Raw genomic sequence first — 24,366 nt, forward strand, 5'->3', positions numbered from 1 at the left:
CGAAGCGTGCGGCAAAGAGCGTTGCCAGCAGCGATAGAAAACGAAAAACGTCGACCAGCTTTTAAACTCGTCGACGCTAATACTATAACTCAGGCAAACCAACTTTGCTAACAACGGTGCAGTGGGCTTAGACGCCTCCGCCACCCGCATTGTCCGACTCAAAGCGAGCCTCTTCGGCCTCGTAGACCGATTCGTCTTGAAGCGGTTTGACTTCCGACGTCGGACCGCTGTCACACCCGCTGATCACGCAGGGAGTAACCAAAAGCATCAACATAAACAACGTACGAAACATGATAGGGAGTTCCAAAAAAATGATAGGTAAGGAAAACGAACCGACATCGTGTGGCATATGCCAGTGAAACGATCGGTCATTATGTAAGCCGTAGGCGTTAGCCGCGGGTCCGTCGATTTTGAATGCCTCTTATCGGCGTGCTTAAAAATCAATTTGGACCGTTTCCTTGGCGGACGACGAGCCGACTGCTCCCCACACACCGTAAGGACTCTTTTGTCCTACGTTGTTGTTGTCCTTGGAAATACTCCAACCCGACGCTGTATCACCTGAATCAATGCTGTCGGTAATGAACTTGATCGCCCCGTCGGCGAACAACACGTGACATCCACCTTGGTGGCGACTCGATGCACTGTAAACACCGTGTTCCCAATAGGTGCCATAGCTGTCGAAGCCCATCACGCTCGGTGAGTTCGGTGGCAACACCGTGGTGATCGCGGTCATCGCGGGCAGAGCGTCATACCAACGACCGCCACGTGATTGTCCAAACGTCGTGAACAATTGCGATTCGGGAACGCCGTAGAACAGCGGCCGCTGAGGGTCTCGTTTGGTGTCGAGGATCGCCGGACCACGCGAAACGGTTTGAGCTCCACCTGAACCCGAGAAGTGACTGCCGTTCAAGACCCCGCCGATCACTCCGCCATCGCCCAGATATGTTGCGATTTCGGCCATCGCCACGGTGTTACTGGTGCCATCGAGAATGTCGCGGAAACCTCGATAGCGTTCACGCGCAAAGACACCCCGCAACGCCCCGCGATCGATGTAGATGTTGGGATTGCTCGGGGGACTTGTGTCCCAATTCGTATTCTCGTTGTAAAAGATTCGTTTGACCGCATCACCAAGCGAATAGGCGTAATTGGTCAGTGCCGCTCCGCCAACGGATTGACCGGGGTCCGATGGACAACGGTACGAAACCACCTGCGTTCGCCACGGACGATAGTCATTGATATCGAGATGCAGAGCGGGTCCAAAGGCGGGCCAACCCGTTCCCGAACCTAGCGTAATCGCGGCACTCGCATCGGGTGATTCACCCGCTTGAGCCAACAGCGGATTGGACATCATCTCCCACAGCGATTGTTGCTCAATATAAGGCAGCAATGCGACCAAATTCCCAAGTCGCCCATCGTGATGCCGAGTCCCACTTCCTCCACTGGGCAGTTTGTTATAGGCGGCGTGGTAATTGTGCAAACCGAGCCCGATTTGCTTGAAATTGTTACTGCACGACATCCGCCGTGCTGCTTCCCGCGCGGCTTGCACCGCCGGCAACAATAAACCAACGAGAACGCCGATGATGGCGATCACCACCAGCAATTCGACGAGAGTAAACGCTGGACGAGGACGCTTGTGACTGTTAATGATAACACCTCAATTTGACAAGAAAAGAAACGAGCAAACGTATGACCGCGATTAGCGAATCCCTATAAATAAGTGTCGTTGTTGGGATTCGATAAGTAAATGAATTAAGGGGACGTCCATATTTTAAAATCAAAAAAATGTGATGTCCTTATTCGGCGGTCCACATAGTAAGAGCAGCACTCTGCCGATTTAGACACGCTAAATCGATTTTTTTTAATTTTTGCTGAACCGCCGCGACTCTTTGATCTCGAACTAGCATTGAGCGATGTTCAGCCGAAAGGCAAAACATGCTACCGACCCCCCCTGCAGTGTTAACCATGCGTATCGCTTGTATACGATTCACTTGCTTACGAATCACTGGATTCTTCCTGCTCGCGTTTGCTTGTCTGACGCTTTCTGCTGACGAACAACCTACCCCTGACACTGCTGCCGAAAAGACGGTCACGCTGCTGCCGCTGGGTGATTCAATCACTGCGGGAGGTGGAGGAGGGGGCGGAAATTATCGCCACGAATTGGACAAACGACTGAAGGATGCGGGCCGCTCGTTCGCCTTTGTCGGCCCTAAAACCGACGGCAAAGGACTTTCTCATGCCGGCTATTCCGGCTGGAACTCGAGCAAGATTCGTGACGCGATCGGGAACATCTATCCACAATATCCCGCTGACATCGTGCTGCTGCACATGGGGCACAATCACTTCAGCGAGCACGATCCGGTGCCGTTGATTGTCCAGAACACCAATGCGATTTTGGACACTATTTTTAGTCAAAACAAGCATGCGACGGTCTTGGTGGCACGCGTCATTCCCGCTGGAAAACTGCCGAAATACAGTTATATCCCCGAACTGAATCGACAACTCGAAAGACTGTGCAAGGAGCGTCAATCGGATTCGCCCGAGCGTGTCGTGCTGGTCGATCAAGCGAGCGGTTTTGACTGGACCACTGACACGGTGGCGGACAAAGTGCATCCCAATGCGGACGGGGCCGCCAAGATGGCCGAGGTTTGGGCAGCCATGATTCTCGCACTGTAGTCGGGCGAACTGTGTTACCGAATCACGTCCGTGTCTGTGGCGCCCCCTGCCACCAAAACCCAATCGACTCGCAGTTGCCGCTATTTTGCGATGAGGTACAATCGACCGAGCAACGCCCGGACGAGACGCGCCGTACCCGGTCAAGACAAGACGACGCACTTACGAATTTTCTTTCCGTAGGAGCCTCGTTATGAAACCGTGGATCATATTGTTAGTCGCTGGGTTGTTGGAAACTGGTTGGGCCGTGGGGTTGAAATACACCGACGCATTTACGCGGTTTTGGCCCAGCGTGGGGACCGCTGTGGCGCTCGTGGCAAGCATGGTTTTGCTTGCGATCGCGGTCCGCGAGCTTCCCATCGGCACTGCCTATCCCGTCTGGGTCGGTATCGGAGCAATCGGTGCCGCGACCTTTGGCATGCTGTTTCTGAGCGAGCCCGTGTCGTTGTTGCGGATTTTCTTTCTGCTGCTACTGCTGCTCGCCATCATCGGTTTGAAGCTAACCTCTGTCACGACTTAGGCACGCAGCGGTCCTTAACTTGCTGATGCGATTCGTTGTCTGCTGTTGAAGGGAATGATCAATGAGTGGAGGTGCGACGGATCAAGTCAATGACGCGCCCAGTATGTGACAGGTTGTCTCGCATTGATGTACGAAACGCACACATCGATGCGTCATTCTCAGCAGTCTACGTGCAACGCGATTTGGTACACAAATTGCATTTTTTCGTCACTGCGACGTCTGTAGGGTTCAGCCAGCAAAAGATCGAATTTGCTGTATGTATGAATACGAAGTTGAACCACGATGGGTAATCCAAGGGCGATCGTGTACAGGGATTCCCGGGAAGGCGTGTGCTCTGCCGCTATCGATTTGCGGAACGCGATGGGCTGTGTGAATGACCTCGTGATCTGCTTCATGTTTCGCACGATGTTCATTGCGTTCCGCATTTTTGAAACCACTCCTTACTCAGGACCCTTTCCATGCCTGCTTCCGCACGTCGTTTGATCTCCAACATGATCGACGACCTAAAACAAGAACGCGACGAACTCAATCTGCAAATTCACCTTGGCAAACAGGAGGCTAAAACTGAATGGCAAGCGATGGGAAAAAAGCTCGACGACCTCAACCAGCGATTCGAACCGCTCAAAGGTGCTGTCGGCGAGACGAGCGAAGACGTTTGGGACGCGCTGAGATTGGTCGGCGATGAAATCAAAGACGGCTACAAACGAATTCGCAAGTCGATCTCGTAAACCCGATCCCTAGCACCATGCACGTTGCCGAATGCCAGCGGTGCTCTGCCCTGGGCATCCGCCGTATTTCGAGGCGACTGCGAGCTCCAATAGCGGCACGCCAATGCTGTTACTCACGTCGAGCCAAAAAATAACGGCTGTCCAAACCGATGTTTCGACAGCCGTTAGTCATGTATTAACTTGGAATTGAGGATTGCTTACTTCTTGCCTTTTTTCCCCTTACCCTTTTTGCCTTTACCTTTCTTCCCTTTGCCCTTTTTACCTTTTTTGTCTTTCTTGCTGCCGCCCTTTTTGCCCTTCAGTGCTTTGGCTTTTTTGTCCTTCTTGCCTTTCTTGCTTTTGTTCTTCTTGCCTTTGCTTTTCTTTCCGGCCATTCTTCATTCTCCTAAACGAGTTTGCTGATCGTGCCAAATCTCTCTCGTTCCGTCCTGTTTTTTATAGCTGCTACCGGGCGGCTCGCACCGCACCGCTACTAAAGTAGATGGCTTTGGGCTAGCAGCGTCGGCACAATAGAATGGGGGAAACTTAAGGTTTTTGGCACTCGTCACGGTGCTTACGGTGAGCCGATTCTAACCTTCGAACAGCTAACGAGGTGGTGCCCGATTGCGTTTCACTACCTGTTTTGATCGACGACTGTACATATTAGTGATACTAGCCGGGTCGATAACGGTCAGATATGACTCCGGCACAACAACGATACAGGGGCCCCGGCAGTCCGCGATTCCGCTCTCTGCCACCCCCGTTTCGAACGGCTTTTCTAAGCTTTTAAAACATTTTTTTCGTGGATAACTTGTTCATTCCCTGATTGTTCTTCGTGTGAGTCCGTGAACCTAGTTTGTTTGTCCTCACTTTGCTCTGTCTGCCTGTGTTGGACTTTCACCTGCTTACCAACGACTTTCCGACGTCTTTATCACGGCTTTTCCACAGTCCTACCTAAACCGCAAACCTTTTCATAGTAACAAGTTAGGATTCTAGTTTTTGACTTACAAACACATCTCGGGCTCGAATTAAGACTACGACGATTTATATATTATTTAAGCCTTAGAGAGGCACCCAGTGAATGTTCTGCTGTCCAATGGTTTCACCACTACACACATCCGCCCATGAACCGGTACAACATGGCTACGAAATCTTCTTTCTCTTTGTAAGTCCATGGTTCCATGAAGATCACTTGCCAACGCGAATCGCTCACCGCCGCCTTTGCTCTCGCCGCCAGCATTGCTCCGACCCGATCGCCCAAAGAGATTCTTCAAAATGTGAAAGTGACCGCATCGGGTTCACGGATCACCTTGACCGCCACGGACCTGGACGTCGGAATTCGCTTGGATGTCGAAGAAGGGGTCGAAGTGGAAGCCGAAGGCACCGCTTTATTGCCGGTTCAGCGAACGATGGCGATTCTGCGTGAAAGCAATGACGAAACGCTGACGATCGAAACCGATGAATCTGGTATTCGCATCACCGGCAGCCGCAGTAAATTCCGTCTTCCCGGCAGCAATCCTGACGAATTCCCCAGCGTCGCGGAGTTCAATGAAGACAAATACCACGTGCTGCCCACCCGATTGTTTCGCGAAATGGTTCGCCGAACGGTATTCGCCACGGATGCCGAAAGCAGCCGATACGCTCTCGGCGGTGTGCTGCTTGAAATGGAAGGCACCTCGGTGATCGCAGTGGGTACCGATGGTCGCCGCTTGGCCAAGATGGAAGGCACTGGCGAACCCCAGGGTGGCCACCAAACGACCGGAACCAGCACGATCGTTCCAACCCGAGCCATCCAGTTGATGGAACGTGCCGTCAGCGACAAGGACGATACCGTCGACGTCGCGGCCCGTTCAAACGATTTGTTGATTCGCACCCCACGAGCGGTCATCTATTCGCGACTGGTCGAAGGCCGTTACCCGAATTGGCGACAAGTGTTTCCAAAACGAGAATCAGCGGAACAGATCGACATGGCGGTCGGCCCCTTGTTCGCCGCCCTTCGCCAAGCAGCGATTGTGACCGATCACGAGAGCCGAGGTATCGATTTTACCTTTGGTGATGGCACGCTGAAACTCGAAGCCAGCACAGCCGACATCGGGGAATCTCAGATAGAGTTGCCGATTCCTTACGATGCTGAAACGATCACGTTGACGATGGACCATCGTTACGTCGCCGACTTCTGCAAGGTGTTGGACAACGAAACGAATTTCGTGATGGAAATCGAATCGTCATCCAAACCTGCACTGCTAACCACCGATGATGGTTTCAGCTACGTGATCATGCCGATGGCCCGCGACCGCTAACGATTATCGGGGCGGAGCGACGTCGTGCAACGATGCACCTTTCTCGGGACTGATCACCAGGATGGCAAATCGGGTCGCACCTTTGGCATCATCCGCACTGACGCTGGCGTAATCAAACCGGCCGCGTGAATCGGTGTAACCGTCCTTGTAAAAGCGGACGTCACCATCAGGATACTTTGCGTAAACCTTGACATACGCAGTATCGATAGGATGGCGAGATTTGGCGTCACTGGCCTGTAGTTGCCCATAGCTTTCGGACACATAGGTCGTCATCTCGCCACCGAAGTAGAGAGCCGTATTTCGCGATGCTCCCGCGACCACTTCGACCAATAACGTTTGTCGACGGCGGTTTTCATCCAGATCATAACGGGCCACTCCACTGGCTTGATCAAAATCGAGTGTCTCACTTCGCATCGGTTTGACCATCGCCATTCGCTGCAGGTCCTCGCGAACAAACGGGGCCTTGCTAAACAGTAACTCCAGATCGACACCGTACAGATTCAGCGTCGCCGATTTGGTTTGACGATGATCGATCCGCAACGAGTCGCCTTCGACACGCACCATCACTTCGGGTTGTTGTTCCGCAGCAGATTCCTGTTGTCGCTCTCGATCCAATACCGACAGATCGCCGGTGCCCTGCTCAATCGCTTTGGGTTCACCGTCGGTGGGATCTTTGGAAACCAGTTGCTCGCTGATCAGCAGATCGCGACGCTGTCGTAACTGGTTCGCCAGTTCGCTAAAGCGAGACTGCCAACGCGGTACCGATTCCTTGCTGCGGCTGTTGGCGATCTGTTCAGCCCGATCATATTGGCCCTGATGCATGGCTAAATAGGCGTCCATGTAATCATATTGCAAGTGGGTTGCTATCGAATCGCGTTTGATTTTGGCAAACGTCTCGATCGCTTCTTCGATCCTGTTTTGGATCAACAGATAGTAGGCCAAGGCAAGCCGTTCGTTCTGGGGGATCTCATTTTGGAACCCGAGCACGCGAACAAAGTCACGATATTGATCGAGGAACGTCGAGTTCAGAATTTCGTTCTCCGCTCCCAGCCGATGAATACGAGCCCGCACGAGCGGTGCGTACTCGAGCATTTCCAGGACCCTTCGCTCGATCGCATCGACGCGTAACAGTGGGCTGTCGAACTCCGGTCCGACTCGCTCGACCAAATCCTCTGAAAGCGACAAGTAAGTTTCGATCGCAGCTTCGTCACGGTACTTTAACGAATAAGCCCAAAGTTCCGATTCGGGGATATTGGCACTTCGTAGCACCTTGATGACCGCCTGATACACGTCTTGCTGCTGCATTCGATGAGCGACCAACATCCAGTCGATATCGCGAAGATTCGCAGTCGCCAAGAAATCACTGATCTCAGCTGCGGTTCCACTGCGAGCGACTTTCTCCCAAGTCACAGTGGTCAATTCCGTCGGCTGATCGACGACGTTGAACGAGCGAGTTCGTGCTCGGGCCAGCAGCTCTCCGTCGCTTGCGACCGTCGCAGGATAGTGGGGGAATTCGCCGGCGGCAGGAAAGTAAAACTGGTACTCAATCGCTTGGACCGCAAACGGAGCGAGCGTGAGCGTCTTGCTGTCGGTCACTTGGCTTCCGCTCAGTGGCAGACTGCCCTCGGGAATTTGCCAGAACACATCAACGATTTGTTGATCGCCGGTGGGATTGGAAATCACGGTTTGGCCTTTGTAAGCCACGCCCGTCAAAAACTCTTTGGGTTCTTCGGATCGGCGGTTCTGGGTCGGCGGCAGCGCGTTGGCCGAGGAGAATCTTTGTCCCACCAAAATGCTGCTGCTATTGTCGTCGTTGATCTTCAGAGTACGCAATCGCTTCATCACTACGGCAACCGGATGTTCCGGAGCGTAAGGTTGGCCTTCTTCGCTGGGCAAACTGATATCGCCCGCCTTCAGCGGTAACCCACACATCGCAAGCGCCACCAAAGCGGCGTGCCGGTTATTTACCGGATACAGCAAGTGCGAGGACACAGATGGATTGTTGCTGTCCGATAGAGCCAAGTCGGCCCAAAACGGATCGACGTCAATTAGACTATCAGGGAACGGTTCACCGACAGTGCGAACTTGATCCCACTGGCTCTCGGCCCACTGTTTTGTCGAGTCGAGGTCGCGAAAGAAAGCGAATTCGGCGGCGCCCGAGCGACGCGAGAATCGACCCAAGGCACGAACAGCGACTTCGCCCAGGTCACTCTTCTTCTGAAGCAATTCAATTTCTTTGAGGTCCAACGATCGTTTCTTTCGAGCAGGACGACCGCCGGATTTGTCACCGCCAGGTATGGCTCCGCCGCCAAACCCAAAGCCACCGCCTCCCATTCCGCCGCCGCCCATTCCAGCGGCGAATTCTTCGTCATCCGCGATGGCTCCGAACAACATGTCGCTGGCAACATCGTCAAACATGACGTTGGCTTTTAGCGCACTTTCGATATTGATGCGGACCTGTTGATAATCGGTATCCTGCAGATCTACCCACTCCTTCAATTCACGTCGGACTTGTTCGCGAACCTCCGGCATCCTAATCGCCAACAGCGCTCGCTCGGCGTAGTTCAGTTGGTTGTATTGCCACAGCGCTGTATACGGTTTCAGATCATCCTCGAGTAGCCAGTGATCGACAAACTGTTTCTCTTTTTTGTTTTCGAGATAAGGCTTGATGACGTCGGCAAAGAAAGCAGGATCATGGGCCCGCAAGAATAGGTGCAGCTCGTGACTCGCCAGTCGCGAGTAGGCTTCGAGTTTGGCAGCTTGACTAAGCTGATCCCAAACCGCCAGCTCGTCGAACTCATCAAACCGGTCGTCATCAACCAAGGTGCGGTACAGTTTCAACAACGCACCGACACTTCCATAGACTTGCAATTGAGCCGAACCGAGCTGCTGAAAGTCGAGTGGTTTCTCTTTGGAAACGATCGTCACGGCTCGCTCAAACGAGACCGCTTTCTCAGCCGCGATGGCTTTGGCAAGTCGCAAGTCGATCGTTTCGATATCGTCCAGCGGAGCGGTCACGGTTCGCTGGATCACCGTCGAGGGATCGCTAACGACGATTTGCAGAAGCGGTAGCCCGTCGATCACTTTGGCTGGTACCGTGACCAGCCCGTTGGCGTCGGGCCGCAAATTGGCGATTGTAACGCCACAATCCGCCAAAAAGTCGTAGTCGGACGTGGGGGTCTCGGAGTCTTCACCCAGACGACCCGCCTCGGCTTTCATCCGCGACATATCACTTTGCGGGGCACTCGCCCTTGGTTCATCGCCCGCCATCGCCGTTTGGCTGGTGTTGCTCGTTTCTTCGGTCTCCCACGGATTCAAAATCACACTGGGCTGCGGCAACATCACACCAGGATACTTCGCGGCGTATCGACGACGCAGCACGTATTGATACTCATCTCCCAATCGCAGATCGCTGATGTAACCAGATTGGGGAAGCGAAACGCTTCGGCCTCGCAGTGTGGGCGACGGCAAGTGCAGCGGATTCCCTGGACTTTCTACGTCAAAATAACGAGTCGCAATCACGTGCACGCGAGCCAAGTCGGTTTGTCCCGACAACTGGATTCGCAAGCCCTCCTCGTCACGCACAATCGACGCCACGCCGAGTGGGACGACGGGGGAGACTTCGCGATGTCGAACGGTTCCGACAGCGACATCGTCGATCACAGGCCCATCAACGACAGCGATCGCGGTTTGCGTCGCGGTATCTCGGTCAATCAACCGATAATCGCCGGCATCCAACTTTTTGATGCGAAGCAATCCCTGGTCAATCACCAATTCGCTACTCAAATCGGTATCGTAAACTCCCGCACGAAGTCGGATCAATCGATAACGATCCGAGACTGGATCGGGACTAACAACCACAGGCAATTCGATGCCAATCTCGGTCGTGGTGTGAACAGTGTTGGGCCAAAAAACTTCGTCAAGCTTCAAGTCACGAGTATGACGAGGTCCCGATCCGGCTGCGAAACTAATTTGCTTGACGTACGGCAGCGATGACAAACGCACCCGGCCATGCTCATCCGTTTGCAACGTTTGATTGATCTGAGATCCTTTTACACGGGTCGACAGCGAGATCGAGACGGTCGCACCCGCAACCGCTTCGCCAGATCGGCCGCGAACTTCGATAACGTACTCGTCACCGTCACGTGTTAAAAAGGCATCATGGGTCGAATTGGTCAGCCGGATGGTGGCGATTTGCCACTGCTGGCGGGTACGAAGCGTATGCCGTTGATTCGCGGACAAAGAGCGGATTTTGCCACTCAGCGTTGCTTGGACGTGTTGTAATCGAGCGGGCACGCGAAACGGCACCACCAAATCGCCCTGCGAATTTAACTTGATGTCGTCGATAGTTTTGGTTGTCGTGATCCCATCGAGATCGATCGCTTCAATTAGAACACTCACATCCGTCAAAACCGACGGATCGAGTGGGGTGTCCCCCATCGCGATGCGAGGGCGAATCAACAGCGAGCTACTGTCACCCGATTGCACTTGAGAGCGGTCGAGGTACATCCCAGCGGTCAAAGAGTAACCTTCGATGAGATGAGAGAATTTAATTTTTTCAGCAAGTTCGCCATCGGTCACGATCGCATCGCGGAGAGTGGCATCCGACACCGGTGGCAACGTAATCGAACCCGAATCGTCCGCTAAAAATTCGCGTCCCCCCACGATCATGCGTGCTTTGGCGATCGGTTTGCGATTTTCGTCAATGATGGTGAATTTCATTCCATCGGCGGTGATCGCGTCGACGTGGTGCAGTTCACCGCGGCGAATCATCGCCCGAGCACGGACTCCTTTGCCCACCAAATCAACCACCCAGACACCTCGACCACGGATCTCGTCGAGTTCCAAAATTTCCCGATGACGCTGAACCGCAGGTTGGTTGTAGCTGAGTTTCCGCTCGTGTGTGGCGATCAAACCATCGAGATCAATGTCGGTATCAAGACGTTCTTGGTGCGTTCGCAGGAAGGCGAGCGAGTTGATTTCATAGACGCGAAGCACAAGCTCGTCGACGTTTTTGACATCCACGATCAATTGCGTCGGGTCGTCACTTGCGAATCGCGGCTTGTTTTGGGGAGCGAGTCGAAGTTGCACCGAGTCGCGAATCGCTTGCCGTTGGGCGGGTGACAGCAAGCGATACCACTGTTCTTCGTCGCCGATACCGAACATCAGTTTCGTTTCGGCAAACACGCTGCGAAGGTAATCGGGCTGGATCAGTTCCGCGAACGCATCAGAGCTGTCCGCTTCTTTCAAGAAATGTTCGAGGTAAACGCGGACCAGCGAAACTTCGTCACCAATCGGCGGCAACAGTGCCATCGGCATAAAGTTTTCACCGAGATTTGCTTTCGGCGCAGGACGTTTTGCCCATTCCGGGTGCACGATCGGGCTTTGTCGCGGCAGTGCGAGGTAACGCAAAAAGAGGTCGCGATCATAAACGCCGGCTGCCAAGTTGGCTTCGAGCAAGCGAAACGTCGCCGACGCTTTTAACGAGTTGTAACTTGGTGGCAGCGAACGAACATAGACTTCGACCCGTTTCAGGTAGGCGAGTCGCTCATTGGGCTGCTGCGACAAATCGACGTCATCGCTCGGACGAAGTCGTAACAGTTTCGCCGAAACAAACGAGTTGTCGTCGGCAATTTCGGGGACAGCCGAGGCAACGCGATCGAGTTCAGCAAGGGTCAGCACTTGATGAGCTGCGAGATCTCCAAAGCGAACATCTTGTTTACGTCGCGATTGCAATTCACGGATCACCAGCTCGTCAAGGTTTGCGATCGTGGCATGATCGACTCGGGCGAGAAAGTCATGCAGATTCAACTTCAGACCGGCGGTTTCGCCAGCTCGATACATTTCCGCTAATCGCCGCATCCCGATCGGCTGCAGCGTGTCATCCTGTTGCACAGCCTCTTTGACTAGACGATCGAGGTCCAGCAGCGCGACATTAAATTGGCTTGGGTAGCGTCGCTCGCCTTTGACTGGCGGCGCAGGATGGTGCAATTGGACGCCGAGTCGTTTGACCAAATGATCAATGGTCCGCTCGGGTGTTTGCGAATAGGTCAGCAACCGTTGGCGATCGATCATGCCGCGAATGACAGCGGTTTCATGACCTTTGTTTTCTGCCAACCAATCGTTCAGAATCACCTCGGCGCGATCCAATTGGCCCGACGTTTGGTAATGCAGACAGTGATAGAAGTAATAATCATCACTGCCCGGAATCAGCTCTTCGAGAAACGCCTCGCGATCGTCCGCCAGAGCGTATCGTTCCATGATTCCGATGGGTTCAGCCATTACATTTCCTATGGCGAGTGAAAAGAGGAGAACGAAACCGAGTAGGGCTCGATGAGGCGAAATCGCAAGCATGAGAAGAAATTCCAGGTGCAGAGTAGATGGGCAAGGCCATTATAGATCGCCGAAACGGCAAAGTGACAACGATTGATCGAGTGGAAGTATTAGAGCGAATATGCCGGATTTGAGTTAAAAACCAGGAAAAACACGGGAAACAGGGTGCGAAGTAGTGGAATAGGACAAGCCAGGACTGCTGAATCGTTGGTCTTCGAGTCGGTTTGCGGCTGCGCAGGCTCTTCTGCCACCACTCCCCCGCTCTCACCACGACGGGGTCGCGGTAACGAGTCACCTCTCCCCCGACTTCGTCGGTGGAGAGGTGACTACAGGAGGCTGGAAGAAAAACTCACCCTCAATATCCGATGACGACAGCAACGCTTTAACAACCACGCTAGCCCCGGTTCTGGTGCGCCCTTTTTGAGGGGACGTTTTGTTGGACAACAGAACGGTGGCTAGCGCCAAAACCGCTAACATAAGAGCGGTGATGGTTGTGAATCCGAAAATCATTTCAGCCAACGTCATCTGATCTCTATAATAAAGGTGTATTCGCACGGAATCAGATCACTCGTCTTGGCAATGAGGAGATACCCATGTCAAGTCAATTACGGCGCCGAGAATTTGTCTCAGGCGTGGCGGCGACGGGATTACTCGCCGGCACCTCAGCCCATCGATTGTTCGCCCATGAAGCAGATCCTGTCTGCCATGTTACGTATGAAACGATCCAGGATGCGATCGATTCACCGCCGGAACGATACGCTTTTGTTCCCGCCATCTTAGTTGGCACTGATAGCGACCATCCCGACTACATGGCGACGGTGGACGTGGATCCCAATTCGAATCAATACGGAAAGGTGGTAGGTCGCTTTTCGATGCCTGAACCCGGCGACGAACTACATCATTATGGATGGAATGCTTGCAGTAACTGTCACGGCCGTCGGCATCGGCAATATCTTGTCATACCGGGTTTAAAATCTGGCAATATTTATATCGTGGATGCGGCTGATCCCACAAAGCTGCGTCTGCACAAAACCATCTCGGGTGCAGAGATAGCTGCACAGACGAATCTGTCGTTTCCGCACACTGTCCATTGCCGAGCGGACGGCGTGATCATGCTTTCGATGTTAGGCGATGCCAAGTGGAACGCGCCTGGCGGTTTTCTTGAAATCGATGATAACTTCGAAATTCGCGGCCGATGGGAAAAGTCGACTGCGGGCATGAACTTCAACTATGACTTTTGGTACCAACCGCGACACAACGTGATGGTCAGCAGCGAATGGGCTGCTCCTAATACCGTCAAAACCGGGTTTAGTCTCGAAGATGTTGGTAAAGGCAAATATGGACAGTATCTGCATTTCTGGGACTGGTCGACGCACCAAATCAAGCAATCAGTTGATTTGGGTGAAAGCGGATTGATCCCGTTGGAGGTTCGTTTTCACCATAATCCAGATAGTTCGGATGGTTTCGTTGGAGCTGCACTCAGTAGCGCCATCCATCATTGGCACAGAGAGGAGGATACTTGGAACACGGAGAAGGTGATTCAGGTGGATCCTGTTGAAACCGAAGGATGGCCATTTCCAGTACCGGGCCTTGTTACGGATATCTTGATATCACTGGATGATCGCTTTCTCTATTTTTCAAATTGGTTGCATGGTGACATCCGCCAATACGATGTATCCAATCCATCAATGCCGAAGCTGGTAGGACAAGTTTGGTTGGGAGGTGTGATCGGGAAAACGTCGCAGTTGTCAACGCAAAACAAATCGGGTGGACCGCAGATGTTACAACTTAGCCGGGACGGCAAACGGTTGTACGTCACCAGTTCGTTGTACAGTGTTTGGGACAACCAGTTCTATCCGACAATGGGCGAAACAGGGTCATGGATGGCTCAGATTGATTGCGACACCCAAGATGGCGGAATGAAAGTCAACGAGCGATTTTTTGTCGATTTTGGCAAAGAACCTTGGGGACCTGCACGAGCGCATGAGATTCGATTCCCCGATGGGGATTGCACCTCTGATATCTGGGTTTGATGCGATCGTGAAATGCCACGCTACTGCGAAACCAATCGCATCAGTCGGTTGCGGATGATGTTATGGAAACATCAAGCAACATCCGCTCCCACGGCTAATACCAGAATGTCTCGATCGCGATAGAAGGCAATTTGGGTTTGGGTTAATGGTTTCGCACCGAAACAAGCGACCTTCAATCGGTCTTTGTTAAACCAAAACAAAGGTTCCGCCATCACCGTGCCTTCGTCGTCGATGATGGGTTCCTGACGAATTTTAAAACGGCTCCATAAATCGACCAGCCAATGACGGTGTTCCATCCCGATGACTTCTAAGATGTCGTTTTGATCCTCTTCATCGCTGGTCGAGGTCTCGATCTCGGGCGTTGTATTCATCGTCTTCACACAATGGGTGATCACTCGACATAATCGTCGTGAAGCTGTCGAACCAGAGGTGGTGCAGTACAACGCCAATAACGATCGGGCTCGAGTCATCGCGACATAAAGATTGCGAGCGAGTATGTCACCACTGCCGGTAACAAACTGGTCGGCACAAGGAATCATCACCACCTCGGACTCATACCCTTTGTAGGAGTGCGATGTTGTCACGATCAATGTGTTGGCTTGACGCTCGAAAGGGCGGTTGGTTTGAACCGATAACTCGACGTCGACTTCAACCAACAGAGGTGCCAGTTTTTCCTGCAGCAACGAAACGACGGACTTGCCGTTGTAGAGCAAACAAATGTCGTTGGGTGACATCCCTTCCTGTTGAATCAAATACTTCAAATGAGTCGCGATCGCCTCGATCTCGGCCGTGCGGCTGTCGAAGGCATGAAAGATCGGCTTGGGGCCTTCGATCTGGTTGAACCGAACGTGCAGCCATTCATGCCCGTTACGTTCGGTTCGTTCCAACAACCCCATGCTCAATAATTCGCTCTGGTCTTGACGTTGATCTCGAGGCGTTAACCGTTGTAACACGTTGACGGCGAGTTCGGCGATCGGAGCAGTAGAGCGAAAACTTTCTCGCATGATCGTACTGCGACCACGCATGTCGAGTCCGAAATCAGACCATTTCGGCGTCTTTCGGCCGTATATATTCTGAGCGTTGTCGTAGAAGATATGAGCAGACCGGCTGTTACTGTCTTCTGCGTCGGTTTGCTCGACGACGGACAACAATAATTTTAATACCGATGGCCCCATGTCTTGAGCCTCGTCAATAAACAACGCAGAACATCGCGGCAGCAGCTCTGATGCATCCTGGCGACTTAGGAATTGTTCGGCCGCACGGTCATAATCAAAATCAAAGCTGTCCATCGACAACGCGACATTGGGAAGCATTCCCGAGAGCACGTCTTTGACGTGCAACAGATGCACTTTGTCCCATGGGAAATCGGACTGCGGAAACAATTCTCCCTCGGAGAGGCTTTCCCATGCTGATTCGATCGATTCGCGAAGCAGTTTGTGCAGCGACCGATTGGCATAGACCGCCCAAATGCGAAGGTCGCTGCTGCCTTCGAATCGCTTGACGGTCTTGGCAAGCCAGTTGCAAAGCACTATCGATTTCCCACTGCCAGCCACGCCGCGAACCAATCTCGGTTTACCGTCGAGATTCAAATTCGTTAGTCGCTGCTGCTCTTCGGAAAGCACTGGTTTCATTCCCTTTCGATTGGCAACCTGGTGCCCCATGCTGCGATTGGCCGCCGGGGGCGTTTCATAATTCGGACTGGCCTCGGCAACACTCGTGCCCCTCTCCGCCGGACTAAAACTCAGGTTGATTCCGCTGACCCTTTCCCAGCGAAACAAATCGTCGTACGGTTTCAGCACGCTCGGAGTCAGCAAATGCTTCAACGGTTTTAGATACGGTTCTTCCATTTCACTGCGACTGGCCAGCACGATGACTGCTTCGCGAGCCCGACTGAGTGCCACGTTGACCAGTCGTTTCCATTCGTCATAGGGCCAATTGTAGCTGCCGGCATTGACGGTATCGAAGATCACAATGTCCGCTTCGGAACCCTGCTGACTATGAACCGTTGATGCCTCCCAGCCCGCTAAATCCCACGCCGCAAACAATTTTCCGACCACTTGAGCCTGTGCTTTGTAGGGCGAAATGAACAGACCGGTGGCAGATCGCATTTCAGGGTCGACAAACATTTTTTGCAAAATACGTGGCGTGATCGAGCGTACCCAACTCTTGTTGCCCGTCCCACGCTGGGCACGGATTGCAGCCAGGTCAGCGGGTTCTTCATCGAGCACGTACCAAATCGCTCGCGAATGATCGGCGAGCCTCGACGGAATTTGTGAAACGCGATCTTTGGTTTCTTGGGCGGTGCTCAAGAATCCACCGTACTGAAATTCCGAGACGACGTTGCATACATCGGGATGCATGCGTCGCTGCTGCGACAGCACATGAACCGCGGTGGGCGTGTCACGAAATTGTTCGAGATGGCTTAGCCCGCTGCTGGCTAACCAAGTTTGTTGCCGAGTAGGCAATATTCGCGAGATTCGACTGATCGGTGCAAGTTGCTTTGAGTCGCCGACCAAGACAACGCGTCGCGAGGCCAGCAGCGACAAGGCCGCGATCGCCGTCCGTGACATCAGCCCCGCTTCGTCAATGAAAATGGTTGTAAATGGAGCCTCACCAGCCTCCAGAATTTTTGTGATCGTCTCGTTCCGCAGAAAACTGGTCGCTTTGAAGGCCGTTGCAACCACCACCTGGACTTCGGGATCGATAATGATGCGTCGGCTTTGGTCGTTTCCCTTGGCTCGCAGTTCACCGATCTGCTTGCGAGTCAGTGCCTTGTCTTCCCAAGTGTCGAATTGCCGAAGTTGCTTGGCGAGGTTATCGATCTTATGAAGCACTTCGGACTCGGTGCCCTGTAGCATCGGATCGAGTTCCGCCGCGGCAAAAGATTTCAGCGAGGCTCCCTTACCAATGCGTAGCAAACGCCCTTCCGCCAACGCCTCGCTCGAACGACTGCGTGTCGCATTGCCAATCGACAACGCGACTGCATCGGTGGCACGATTGGTTGTCGAGACGACAAGAATCCGCTCGCCGTCCTTATCCAACACAGCGGCAATCTGTTGTCCGGTCGTATAGGTCTTGCCCGTGCCTGGCGGTCCCCACAGAATCGACCAGGCATGTTGCCACCAATCTCGCAATTCCGTCAAACCGACGTTGGATTGTGTGGTGATCGCGGGATGGACGTTGCCTTGTGCGGCATTCAAACGACCTGGCAGCTCGTTACGAATTTCAGCGAACTCGGCCGCGTTGTAGACAGCATCCAAGACAGACAGAAACTCGAAAGGACGAACAAAAAAGGATCCTGTCGTGGGGATCGCTTCGGGGTTATCCAGGCTGACGAATAAACAACCGTTGCGTTCATCAACCTCCAATATTTCACCTGACCATTCGACGCCGTCATCCACATCGGCTTGCTCGTAAGCAAAATCGGATGCATCGTCATCAAACGACTTCGGACGGAACGCCTTGGCACCTTCCCAAGTCCAATCGAACTCGACCGAGCTGCCCAGATGGATCACACACACCACTCCACGATCCCGTTCAGCAAAAATACTGACACGGCGACATCGCAGCCGTTTCCATTTCGAACAGTCACGGAACTCTTGGCGAATCGCGGTCGCAGCATCCTTCAACAGCGGATCGTCGGATGATGGCAAGTCAAGTTCGGACACAAAACGAGCGGGACGAAACAGTTTGTCCTGCATCGCATCGTCGTCCGACTCGCTCTCGTCAAAACCTTCGCTCATCCGATTTGTGTGTCCTTCACGGCAAGATCTTTGTTCGGCAAACCTTGCGTAGCGAAAGTCGCCAAGACTTTTGGCAATCCACCCCAACGTATGAGTCACGCTTTCAAGATCACCATGGTGCAGGCTGCCAGACTTCAATTCTAGTTGACGGTAGCATGCGCGAGGGGGCACAGCCAGACGTCGCGTTTGTCGGTTGGATGCTGAAACAGTAAACTAGTCTTGAGCTGTGCAGACTCAATTTGGCAATCCCACGCGTTGTATCAAGACGCCGCAGCAACGGAGATCGAGTTCAAATGACGGATCAAACCAAGGAATTATTGAACACCCTCGCAAGCATACTTTTGCGGTGCTGGATAATCGGTTTCATTCTGCTTCTCATTTGGTTCGCCGCGACTCAGTTGATGGGCGAATTGATTTTCAATTTGCACGGCCCGCTGTTTGGACTGAGCAAACACGAACTCTCGCTGGTTTTCTATTGTGGCATGGGGCTACTCAAACTGTGCGTCCTCACTTTTTTCTTCATTCCCTGGCTCTCGATCAAACTTGTTCTGCGAAAGTCGCCGTAGCAAGGAAAATGTCACCGGATCTTGGGTAGCTGTGCGAACCTCGAGTTCACAGTATTTCACGATGTTGAATCAGCCTTGGACGCTATCGATCGGACTGGCAACCGATATTGGCGTCGCAATCTAAGTTGAACGACAATCCCTGAGTTTAAGTGCAACCAGCTTGTTCTTTCCTTCCAAGCTACGTAGCGGAAATGCTCAGCGACCTCCGCTACAATAATCGGCTTTCCTCCCTCCCTCTATCCTCACTGAGACACCTTATGTGCGACCAAGACCATTTTGAAGAAGACCTCAAGAAGTATTCACGTCGGAACTTTGGAACGCTGGCGGCCGCCGGAGTCGGTGCAGCCATGATGTTGCCACGAGCAGCAGACGCTGCCGAGGTGAGTGAAAGCGAAGTGCTGATTGAGACACCGGACGGAAAGTGCGATGCGTACTTTGTCACGCCGCAGAGTGGAGCTCACGCTGCCGTGCTTATTTGGCCCGACATCTTTGGGTTGCGACCCGCATTCCGCCAAATGGGCAAACGGCTGGCCGAATCAGGTTACAGTGTCCTCGTCGTCAACCCGTTTTATCGAACGCAGCCAGCACCCACTGCAGCCAAGGGTGCCAACACACCGATATCGGATGTGATTCCGTTGGCACGAAGTTTGGATGCAGCGAAACACACAACCGACGCAAAGGCGTTCATCTCTTGGCTCGATTCACAAACGCAAGTCGACAAGAGCAAGAAAATTGGAACCACCGGATATTGTATGGGTGGACCCATTGTAATGCGAACGGCTGCAGCGGTGCCTGATCGTGTCGGTGCTGCGGCCACGTTTCATGGCGGCGGATTGGTCAGCGACAACTCGGATAGCCCACATCAGTTGATCCCACAAATGAAGGCGCAGTTCCTGATCGCGATCGCGGAAAACGACGACCAGCGTGATCCCGATGCCAAGGTCGTGCTGACCGAAGCGTTCGCGGATGCAAAGTTGTCCGCAGAGATCGAGGTCTACCCCGCCGGTCACGGTTGGTGCCCACCCGACACCAAAGTTCACAACCATGAACAAGCGGAAAAGGCGTGGCGACGCATGCTTGCATTGTTCGAAAAGGCTTTGGCGTAGCGACGATCACGCGAAGCCAGCTTCGTAAAGACGTTAGGCAAGACCAACCACAGTTCAATGCGTCAAAGATCCGACCAGGGTGACACGGAAAATCTCTAAAAAGCAAAGATCATTTCGATGAAGTAGAAACGAGCTAAAGAACCGTGTTTATGGCGGTTTTCGCAATAGTTTCTGCTCCTTTGAACACGAAGATGATCGTGGGATACGTCATTTGAGACGTATCTATTGACGAAGCCTAGGCATCCCGTCGGGAGGCCAATTCAGTGCCACTCTGGACGCCTAGGCTACGTAGCATTCACTTTGGAGACATTCATGAACATCGCTTCCACCTCATCGTTTTCAGCAGGACAAGCCGCTCGCGGCCCCCAACGTCCTAACCAGCAGGAAACACTCGCATCCGCACTGAAGACGGTTGGCGTTGATAATGAAACTGCCACCGACGTGCTTTCGCAAGTCCAAGTGGCTGTCGATTCCGTAAAATCAGATTCGTCGGCAAGTGCGACTCAGTCCGCAATCCGATCCGCGGTTGAAGGTGTTTTGCAAGCCAACGGCATTGATCCAGCCGAAGTTGGCGAAGCGATCCAAGCCAGTCGGCCAACGGGGGGCCCACAAGGCAGCGGTCGCAAAGGAGGACCGGGCGGACCACCGCCACCTCCGCGATCCGCCGAAGGAAGCTCCGATGAAGTCGGTTCCGTAGAGTCGGCACTGCTCAGTGCGAATGTGGACGAAGCCGACGTCGATGAGTTGATAACACAATTAGTTGACGCGATTTCGGAACTAACTTCTAACGAAACATCGCAGGTTTCCAACGACGCCGTGCGTACCGCTTTGACCAAGGTTTTGGAAGAAAACGGAGTTGATGTCGAGCTTTTTGAGCAGTCTTTACAAGAACAACTCGGCTCCACCGGCTCGTTCTTTGACCGAGTGGCATAAGCATACCGTAGCCTAGGCAACCAGTAGGCTAGGCTTCCAGCCTGGGTATTCGCTTAGCGTTTATACTCAGGCTGGCAGCCTAGACCAGTAGGAGGGACGTAACAATGCACGGGATATTTCGGCGACGCAATCTTCCACATTGGGATGTTCCGGGCCATCCCGTTTTTATCACCGGTTGTCTGCGTGGAAGCTTATCGTGGTTAGGAATGAAGCAGATTGACGAGTATCGTCGTCAATTGGAACAGCGTCGGAAGCCGGACGAGTTTGTCGACCACGAATGGGAGCACCACAAACAGAAACTCCTGTTTGCGTTTGTCGATCATTTGCTCGATCACGAACCGCTTGTCACACACCTTGCTGATGATCAGCAAGCGAAGATTGTGGCCAACGCCTTTCTGAATTTTGCGGACGAGCGTTATCGGCTATTCGGTTTCGTTGTAATGCCCAGCCACCATCACTGGTTGTTTATCATCGACGAAGAATGGTCGGACGCCGAGGTCATTCGTCTTCGATCGTTGGGTAAATCTGATCGCACCCCGCGAGAGATCGTTTCGCACAGCATTCAAAGTTACACAGCTACGATGTGCAATCGCGTCCGGGGCATCGATGAAACCTATTGGCAACAAGAGACCTTTGATCATTGGGTACGGGATGAATCGGAAACTTTGAAAATCATTAGATACATCGAATGCAATCCTGTGAAAGCGGGACTCGTCGGTTGCCCTGAAGCGTACCGCTGGTCGTCGGCTCGGCTTCGCTCGGAAAACAACATTCCCGTCGGGCATCCCATCCCAAAGCAGGTTCTCTCATAACCATCCGTAGCTTAGGCTTCCAGCCTCGGAGTTCGGTTAAGGTTTATACCCAGGCTGGAAGCCTAGGCTACGTGAGGTGGAGCATGGCTGACTGGAAGAAACGCGGAGTGTTCGTTGCATTTGCCGTCGCGGCAATGTTGCTGGGACTGGCTTCGCGGCGATATGGATCGTCTCTGCCAAATTTTGTCGCCGAAAACGCTGGCGATGCATTTTGGACCGCGTTGGTTTATTGCGGGATCAGTTTCTGTGTTCCCAATGCCAAGATCCTCACGCGTGCGGCGATGACGTTGGCGTTCGCCTACGCAATCGAAATCAGTCAGCTGTACCACGCACCGTGGATAGACTCGATCCGAGAAACGACACTCGGCGGATTGGTGCTAGGATTCCACTTCGTGTGGGTTGACCTGCTTCGCTACGCCGTAGGGGTGTTGTTCAGCGTCGCCGTCGAAACGGCCGCAAAGCAAGCGTGGAACAAAAGCGAAGACAATTGAGGTCGAAGCCGAAAAGAATGGAATGGGAATGTTGGAGCCTGTCTCCCCTCTTCCAAGGCGGAACTCACTCGAGCCGAGAAGCCGAAGATTGCCAGGAAATTGGAGGTAGGAGCATAAAGCTCCCGACGCTGAGCGTCCGCTGATTTTTTGTCTCCATCTTTCGATGTTAAGTGTTAGCCCATTCGGAGCATCCCGTGCGATAGAATGGATCTAGGAAAAAACGCTCGTTGCTAGGCTCGTGGCTAGCAACGCACTGCTTTCGAGGCTCCCGTTTTGACTTTTCTCGCTCGGCAGGCGGGAGCATGCAATTCACGAGGTTCCCAGGCAGGAGCGTCGGAACCAGTGGCGGCGTTCACCGAGAAGTGTCGTTTTTGCTTGTCCGGATCCTAATCACTCGTCTTCGACCCCCTGGCTCTATGATGACCATCCTTTGCAAATTCCGCTCCAGCGGCGCTCCATCGATGCTCTTGTGTTTGCTGCTATGCGGCGGAATCACGGGGCGGGTCGAGGCCCAAGACCCGGTCGCCTCAGCCGATCCAGACTCTGCCGCTGCTGTGGTTTCGGACACCGAAACGCCCCAACAGAAGCTGGATCAAAAACTCGACAGCGTTGATGCATCGGAGCTGCCGGGATTGTCGCTGCTTGTCGCCCGTGACGGCAAAGTGATTTATCGTCGTGCCATTGGGCTGGCCAATCTTGAAGATTCGATACCGGTTACTGCAAAAACCAAGTTTCGCATCGGCTCGATCACCAAGCAATTTACCGCCGCTGCAATCTTGCGTTTGGTGGCCGAAAACAAACTGGCTCTCGACGATACTCTCGATCAATTCCTACCCGACTTTCCCCGCGGCAACGAAATCACGATTCACCAGTTGTTAAACCATACATCGGGGATCCCAAGCTTTACCGAAACGGAAAAATTTTGGCAGGGTGTCACGCAGCCTACCACGGAGTCCGAAGTCATCGCCTCGTTCAGCCAGCTGCCTTTGGCCTTCGAGCCCGGTACTCAGTTCCACTACAACAATTCAGGCTATTTCTTGCTGGGGTACATCGTCGGTCAAGTCTCCGGAAAATCCTTCGGCGACTACTTGCAGGAAACTTTCTTTAAGCCCCTGAGAATGACTGATACCGGTATTCACTCCCCAAATCTGAATCTCGAACATGAAGCTCATGGCTACTCTCTCGAGGACGACGAGTTCAAACCGGCACTCAATTGGCACATGTCCCAGGTCGATGGCGCAGGGGCAATGTACAGCACCGTGGATGATTTGATGTTGTGGAACGAGGCCATCTTCGCCGGACAAGTTCTCACGTCTGAGCTGCGAAAAAAGGCATTCACACCTTATCAGAATAGTTACGGATACGGTTGGTCGATCGGCAAGCATCGCGGGCTGCGGACGATCGGACATAACGGAGGACTGAATGGGTTTGTCAGCAGTTTAATTCGCTATCCAGATCAAAACCTGACAGTGATTGCGTTACACAACGCATCCCCATCGATCTCAGAGATGACACCGGTAACGGTCACCCGCAAAATCGCGGAGCTGTTTTTGGATGCCGAAATGGAACCGCCGGTGATTCATCAGGTCGACACCAAAGTCACACCCGAGATACTCGCCCGGTATGTCGGCCGCTACGACTATGGCGCCGCGATTTTGGTCGTGACGCTCGACGACGGCCACCTGTTTGCGCAATTGACCGGACAAGGCAAAGCGGAAATCTTCCCCAGCAGTGAAACCGAATTCTTTTGGAAAATTGTCGAGGCATCGGTGGCCTTTCAGGTCAATGCCGAAGGCCTTTGTACAGGCGCCAAACACACTCAGAATGGCCACACCATGGATGTCAGCCGGTTGCCCGATCATGTCGTCATCAAACTTCCTACCGAGACACTGGATCGTTACGTTGGGCTGTACGACTATGTGCAAGCGAAAATGACGATCCGCCGCGAGGGCGACCGCTTACTGGCAAAACTCGGATCCCAACCCGAATTCCGGATTCTGCCGGAGAACGAGACCACATTCCACTGGCAAGTGGTCGAGGCCAGCATCGAATTTGCTGTCGCTGACGACGGCGTCGTCAGCGGGGCAACTCACACGCAAGGTGGCCAACAATTTAAAGTGTTAAAAATCAAGGAAGAGGAACAGGAATAGCG

Annotated in this window: 16 protein-coding genes and 1 riboswitch; of the genes, 11 read left to right on the forward strand and 5 right to left on the reverse strand. The window is 53.2% G+C overall.

The window, feature by feature from the left end:
* Positions 1 to 127: 127 nt before the first annotated feature.
* Together SH528x_RS00035 and SH528x_RS00040 are read right to left on the reverse strand one after the other, a co-directional pair.
* Positions 128 to 292: a hypothetical protein gene (locus SH528x_RS00035; protein WP_442508483.1), complete on the reverse strand. Its 165-nt coding sequence runs from the start codon at positions 290 to 292 to the stop codon at positions 128 to 130.
* Positions 293 to 433: 141 nt separating this feature from the next.
* Positions 434 to 1,648 (reverse strand): DUF1559 family PulG-like putative transporter, encoded by a 1,215-nt coding sequence (locus tag SH528x_RS00040; protein WP_442512245.1) that lies wholly within the window; start codon positions 1,646 to 1,648, stop codon positions 434 to 436.
* 314 nt (positions 1,649 to 1,962) lie between these two features.
* On the opposite strand from SH528x_RS00040, the gene SH528x_RS00045 reads away from it, so the two are divergent.
* The 3 genes from SH528x_RS00045 (at position 1,963) to SH528x_RS00055 (ending at position 3,918) form a co-directional block, all read left to right on the forward strand.
* Positions 1,963 to 2,673, forward strand: coding sequence for a GDSL-type esterase/lipase family protein (locus tag SH528x_RS00045; RefSeq protein WP_442508484.1), 711 nt, complete (start codon positions 1,963 to 1,965; stop codon positions 2,671 to 2,673).
* A gap of 104 nt (positions 2,674 to 2,777) precedes the next feature.
* Positions 2,778 to 2,833, forward strand: a riboswitch (guanidine-III (ykkC-III) riboswitch).
* A gap of 30 nt (positions 2,834 to 2,863) precedes the next feature.
* Positions 2,864 to 3,190 carry a DMT family transporter gene (locus tag SH528x_RS00050; RefSeq protein WP_442508485.1) on the forward strand — a complete coding sequence of 109 codons (327 nt, stop codon included), beginning with the start codon at positions 2,864 to 2,866 and terminating at the stop codon, positions 3,188 to 3,190.
* 458 nt (positions 3,191 to 3,648) lie between these two features.
* A complete protein-coding gene (locus SH528x_RS00055) occupies positions 3,649 to 3,918 on the forward strand; it encodes a hypothetical protein (RefSeq protein ID WP_442508486.1) in 270 nt (89 codons plus the stop codon).
* 197 nt (positions 3,919 to 4,115) lie between these two features.
* Here SH528x_RS00055 and SH528x_RS00060 read toward each other — a convergent pair whose 3' ends face one another.
* Positions 4,116 to 4,292: a hypothetical protein gene (locus SH528x_RS00060; RefSeq protein ID WP_442508487.1), complete on the reverse strand. Its 177-nt coding sequence runs from the start codon at positions 4,290 to 4,292 to the stop codon at positions 4,116 to 4,118.
* A 786-nt stretch (positions 4,293 to 5,078) separates the two neighbouring features.
* On the opposite strand from SH528x_RS00060, the gene dnaN reads away from it, so the two are divergent.
* Positions 5,079 to 6,197, forward strand: coding sequence for a DNA polymerase III subunit beta (dnaN, locus tag SH528x_RS00065; protein WP_442508488.1), 1,119 nt, complete (start codon positions 5,079 to 5,081; stop codon positions 6,195 to 6,197).
* A 3-nt stretch (positions 6,198 to 6,200) separates the two neighbouring features.
* Here the strand turns inward: dnaN and SH528x_RS00070 are convergent, their stop codons facing one another.
* The gene (locus SH528x_RS00070) at positions 6,201 to 12,479 is read right to left on the reverse strand and encodes a hypothetical protein (RefSeq protein ID WP_442508489.1); all 6,279 of its coding nucleotides are present in this window, start codon (positions 12,477 to 12,479) and stop codon (positions 6,201 to 6,203) included.
* 644 nt (positions 12,480 to 13,123) lie between these two features.
* On the opposite strand from SH528x_RS00070, the gene SH528x_RS00075 reads away from it, so the two are divergent.
* A complete protein-coding gene (locus SH528x_RS00075; RefSeq protein WP_442508490.1) occupies positions 13,124 to 14,563 on the forward strand; it encodes a selenium-binding protein SBP56-related protein in 1,440 nt (479 codons plus the stop codon).
* Between the two features lie 71 nt (positions 14,564 to 14,634).
* Here the strand turns inward: SH528x_RS00075 and SH528x_RS00080 are convergent, their stop codons facing one another.
* Positions 14,635 to 18,306, reverse strand: a complete 3,672-nt coding sequence (locus SH528x_RS00080) for an AAA domain-containing protein (RefSeq protein WP_442508491.1) — start codon at positions 18,304 to 18,306, stop codon at positions 14,635 to 14,637.
* Between the two features lie 293 nt (positions 18,307 to 18,599).
* On the opposite strand from SH528x_RS00080, the gene SH528x_RS00085 reads away from it, so the two are divergent.
* The 6 genes from SH528x_RS00085 to SH528x_RS00110 all read left to right on the forward strand — a co-directional run bounded on the left by SH528x_RS00085 (position 18,600) and on the right by SH528x_RS00110 (position 24,364).
* Positions 18,600 to 18,872 (forward strand): DUF6868 family protein, encoded by a 273-nt coding sequence (locus SH528x_RS00085; protein ID WP_442508492.1) that lies wholly within the window; start codon positions 18,600 to 18,602, stop codon positions 18,870 to 18,872.
* A gap of 257 nt (positions 18,873 to 19,129) precedes the next feature.
* On the forward strand, positions 19,130 to 19,978 hold the full coding sequence (locus SH528x_RS00090) for a dienelactone hydrolase family protein (protein WP_442508493.1): 849 nt from the start codon (positions 19,130 to 19,132) through the stop codon (positions 19,976 to 19,978).
* Positions 19,979 to 20,290: 312 nt separating this feature from the next.
* On the forward strand, positions 20,291 to 20,911 hold the full coding sequence (locus SH528x_RS00095) for a hypothetical protein (protein WP_442508494.1): 621 nt from the start codon (positions 20,291 to 20,293) through the stop codon (positions 20,909 to 20,911).
* Positions 20,912 to 21,117: 206 nt separating this feature from the next.
* On the forward strand, positions 21,118 to 21,723 hold the full coding sequence (locus SH528x_RS00100) for a transposase (protein WP_442508495.1): 606 nt from the start codon (positions 21,118 to 21,120) through the stop codon (positions 21,721 to 21,723).
* Between the two features lie 83 nt (positions 21,724 to 21,806).
* The gene (locus tag SH528x_RS00105; protein ID WP_442508496.1) at positions 21,807 to 22,214 is read left to right on the forward strand and encodes a DUF2809 domain-containing protein; all 408 of its coding nucleotides are present in this window, start codon (positions 21,807 to 21,809) and stop codon (positions 22,212 to 22,214) included.
* A 416-nt stretch (positions 22,215 to 22,630) separates the two neighbouring features.
* Positions 22,631 to 24,364: a serine hydrolase gene (locus SH528x_RS00110; protein ID WP_442508497.1), complete on the forward strand. Its 1,734-nt coding sequence runs from the start codon at positions 22,631 to 22,633 to the stop codon at positions 24,362 to 24,364.
* Positions 24,365 to 24,366 lie beyond the last annotated feature (2 nt).

The organism is Novipirellula methanifontis, from assembly GCF_052161655.1.
Classification (GTDB): domain Bacteria; phylum Planctomycetota; class Planctomycetia; order Pirellulales; family Pirellulaceae; genus Novipirellula.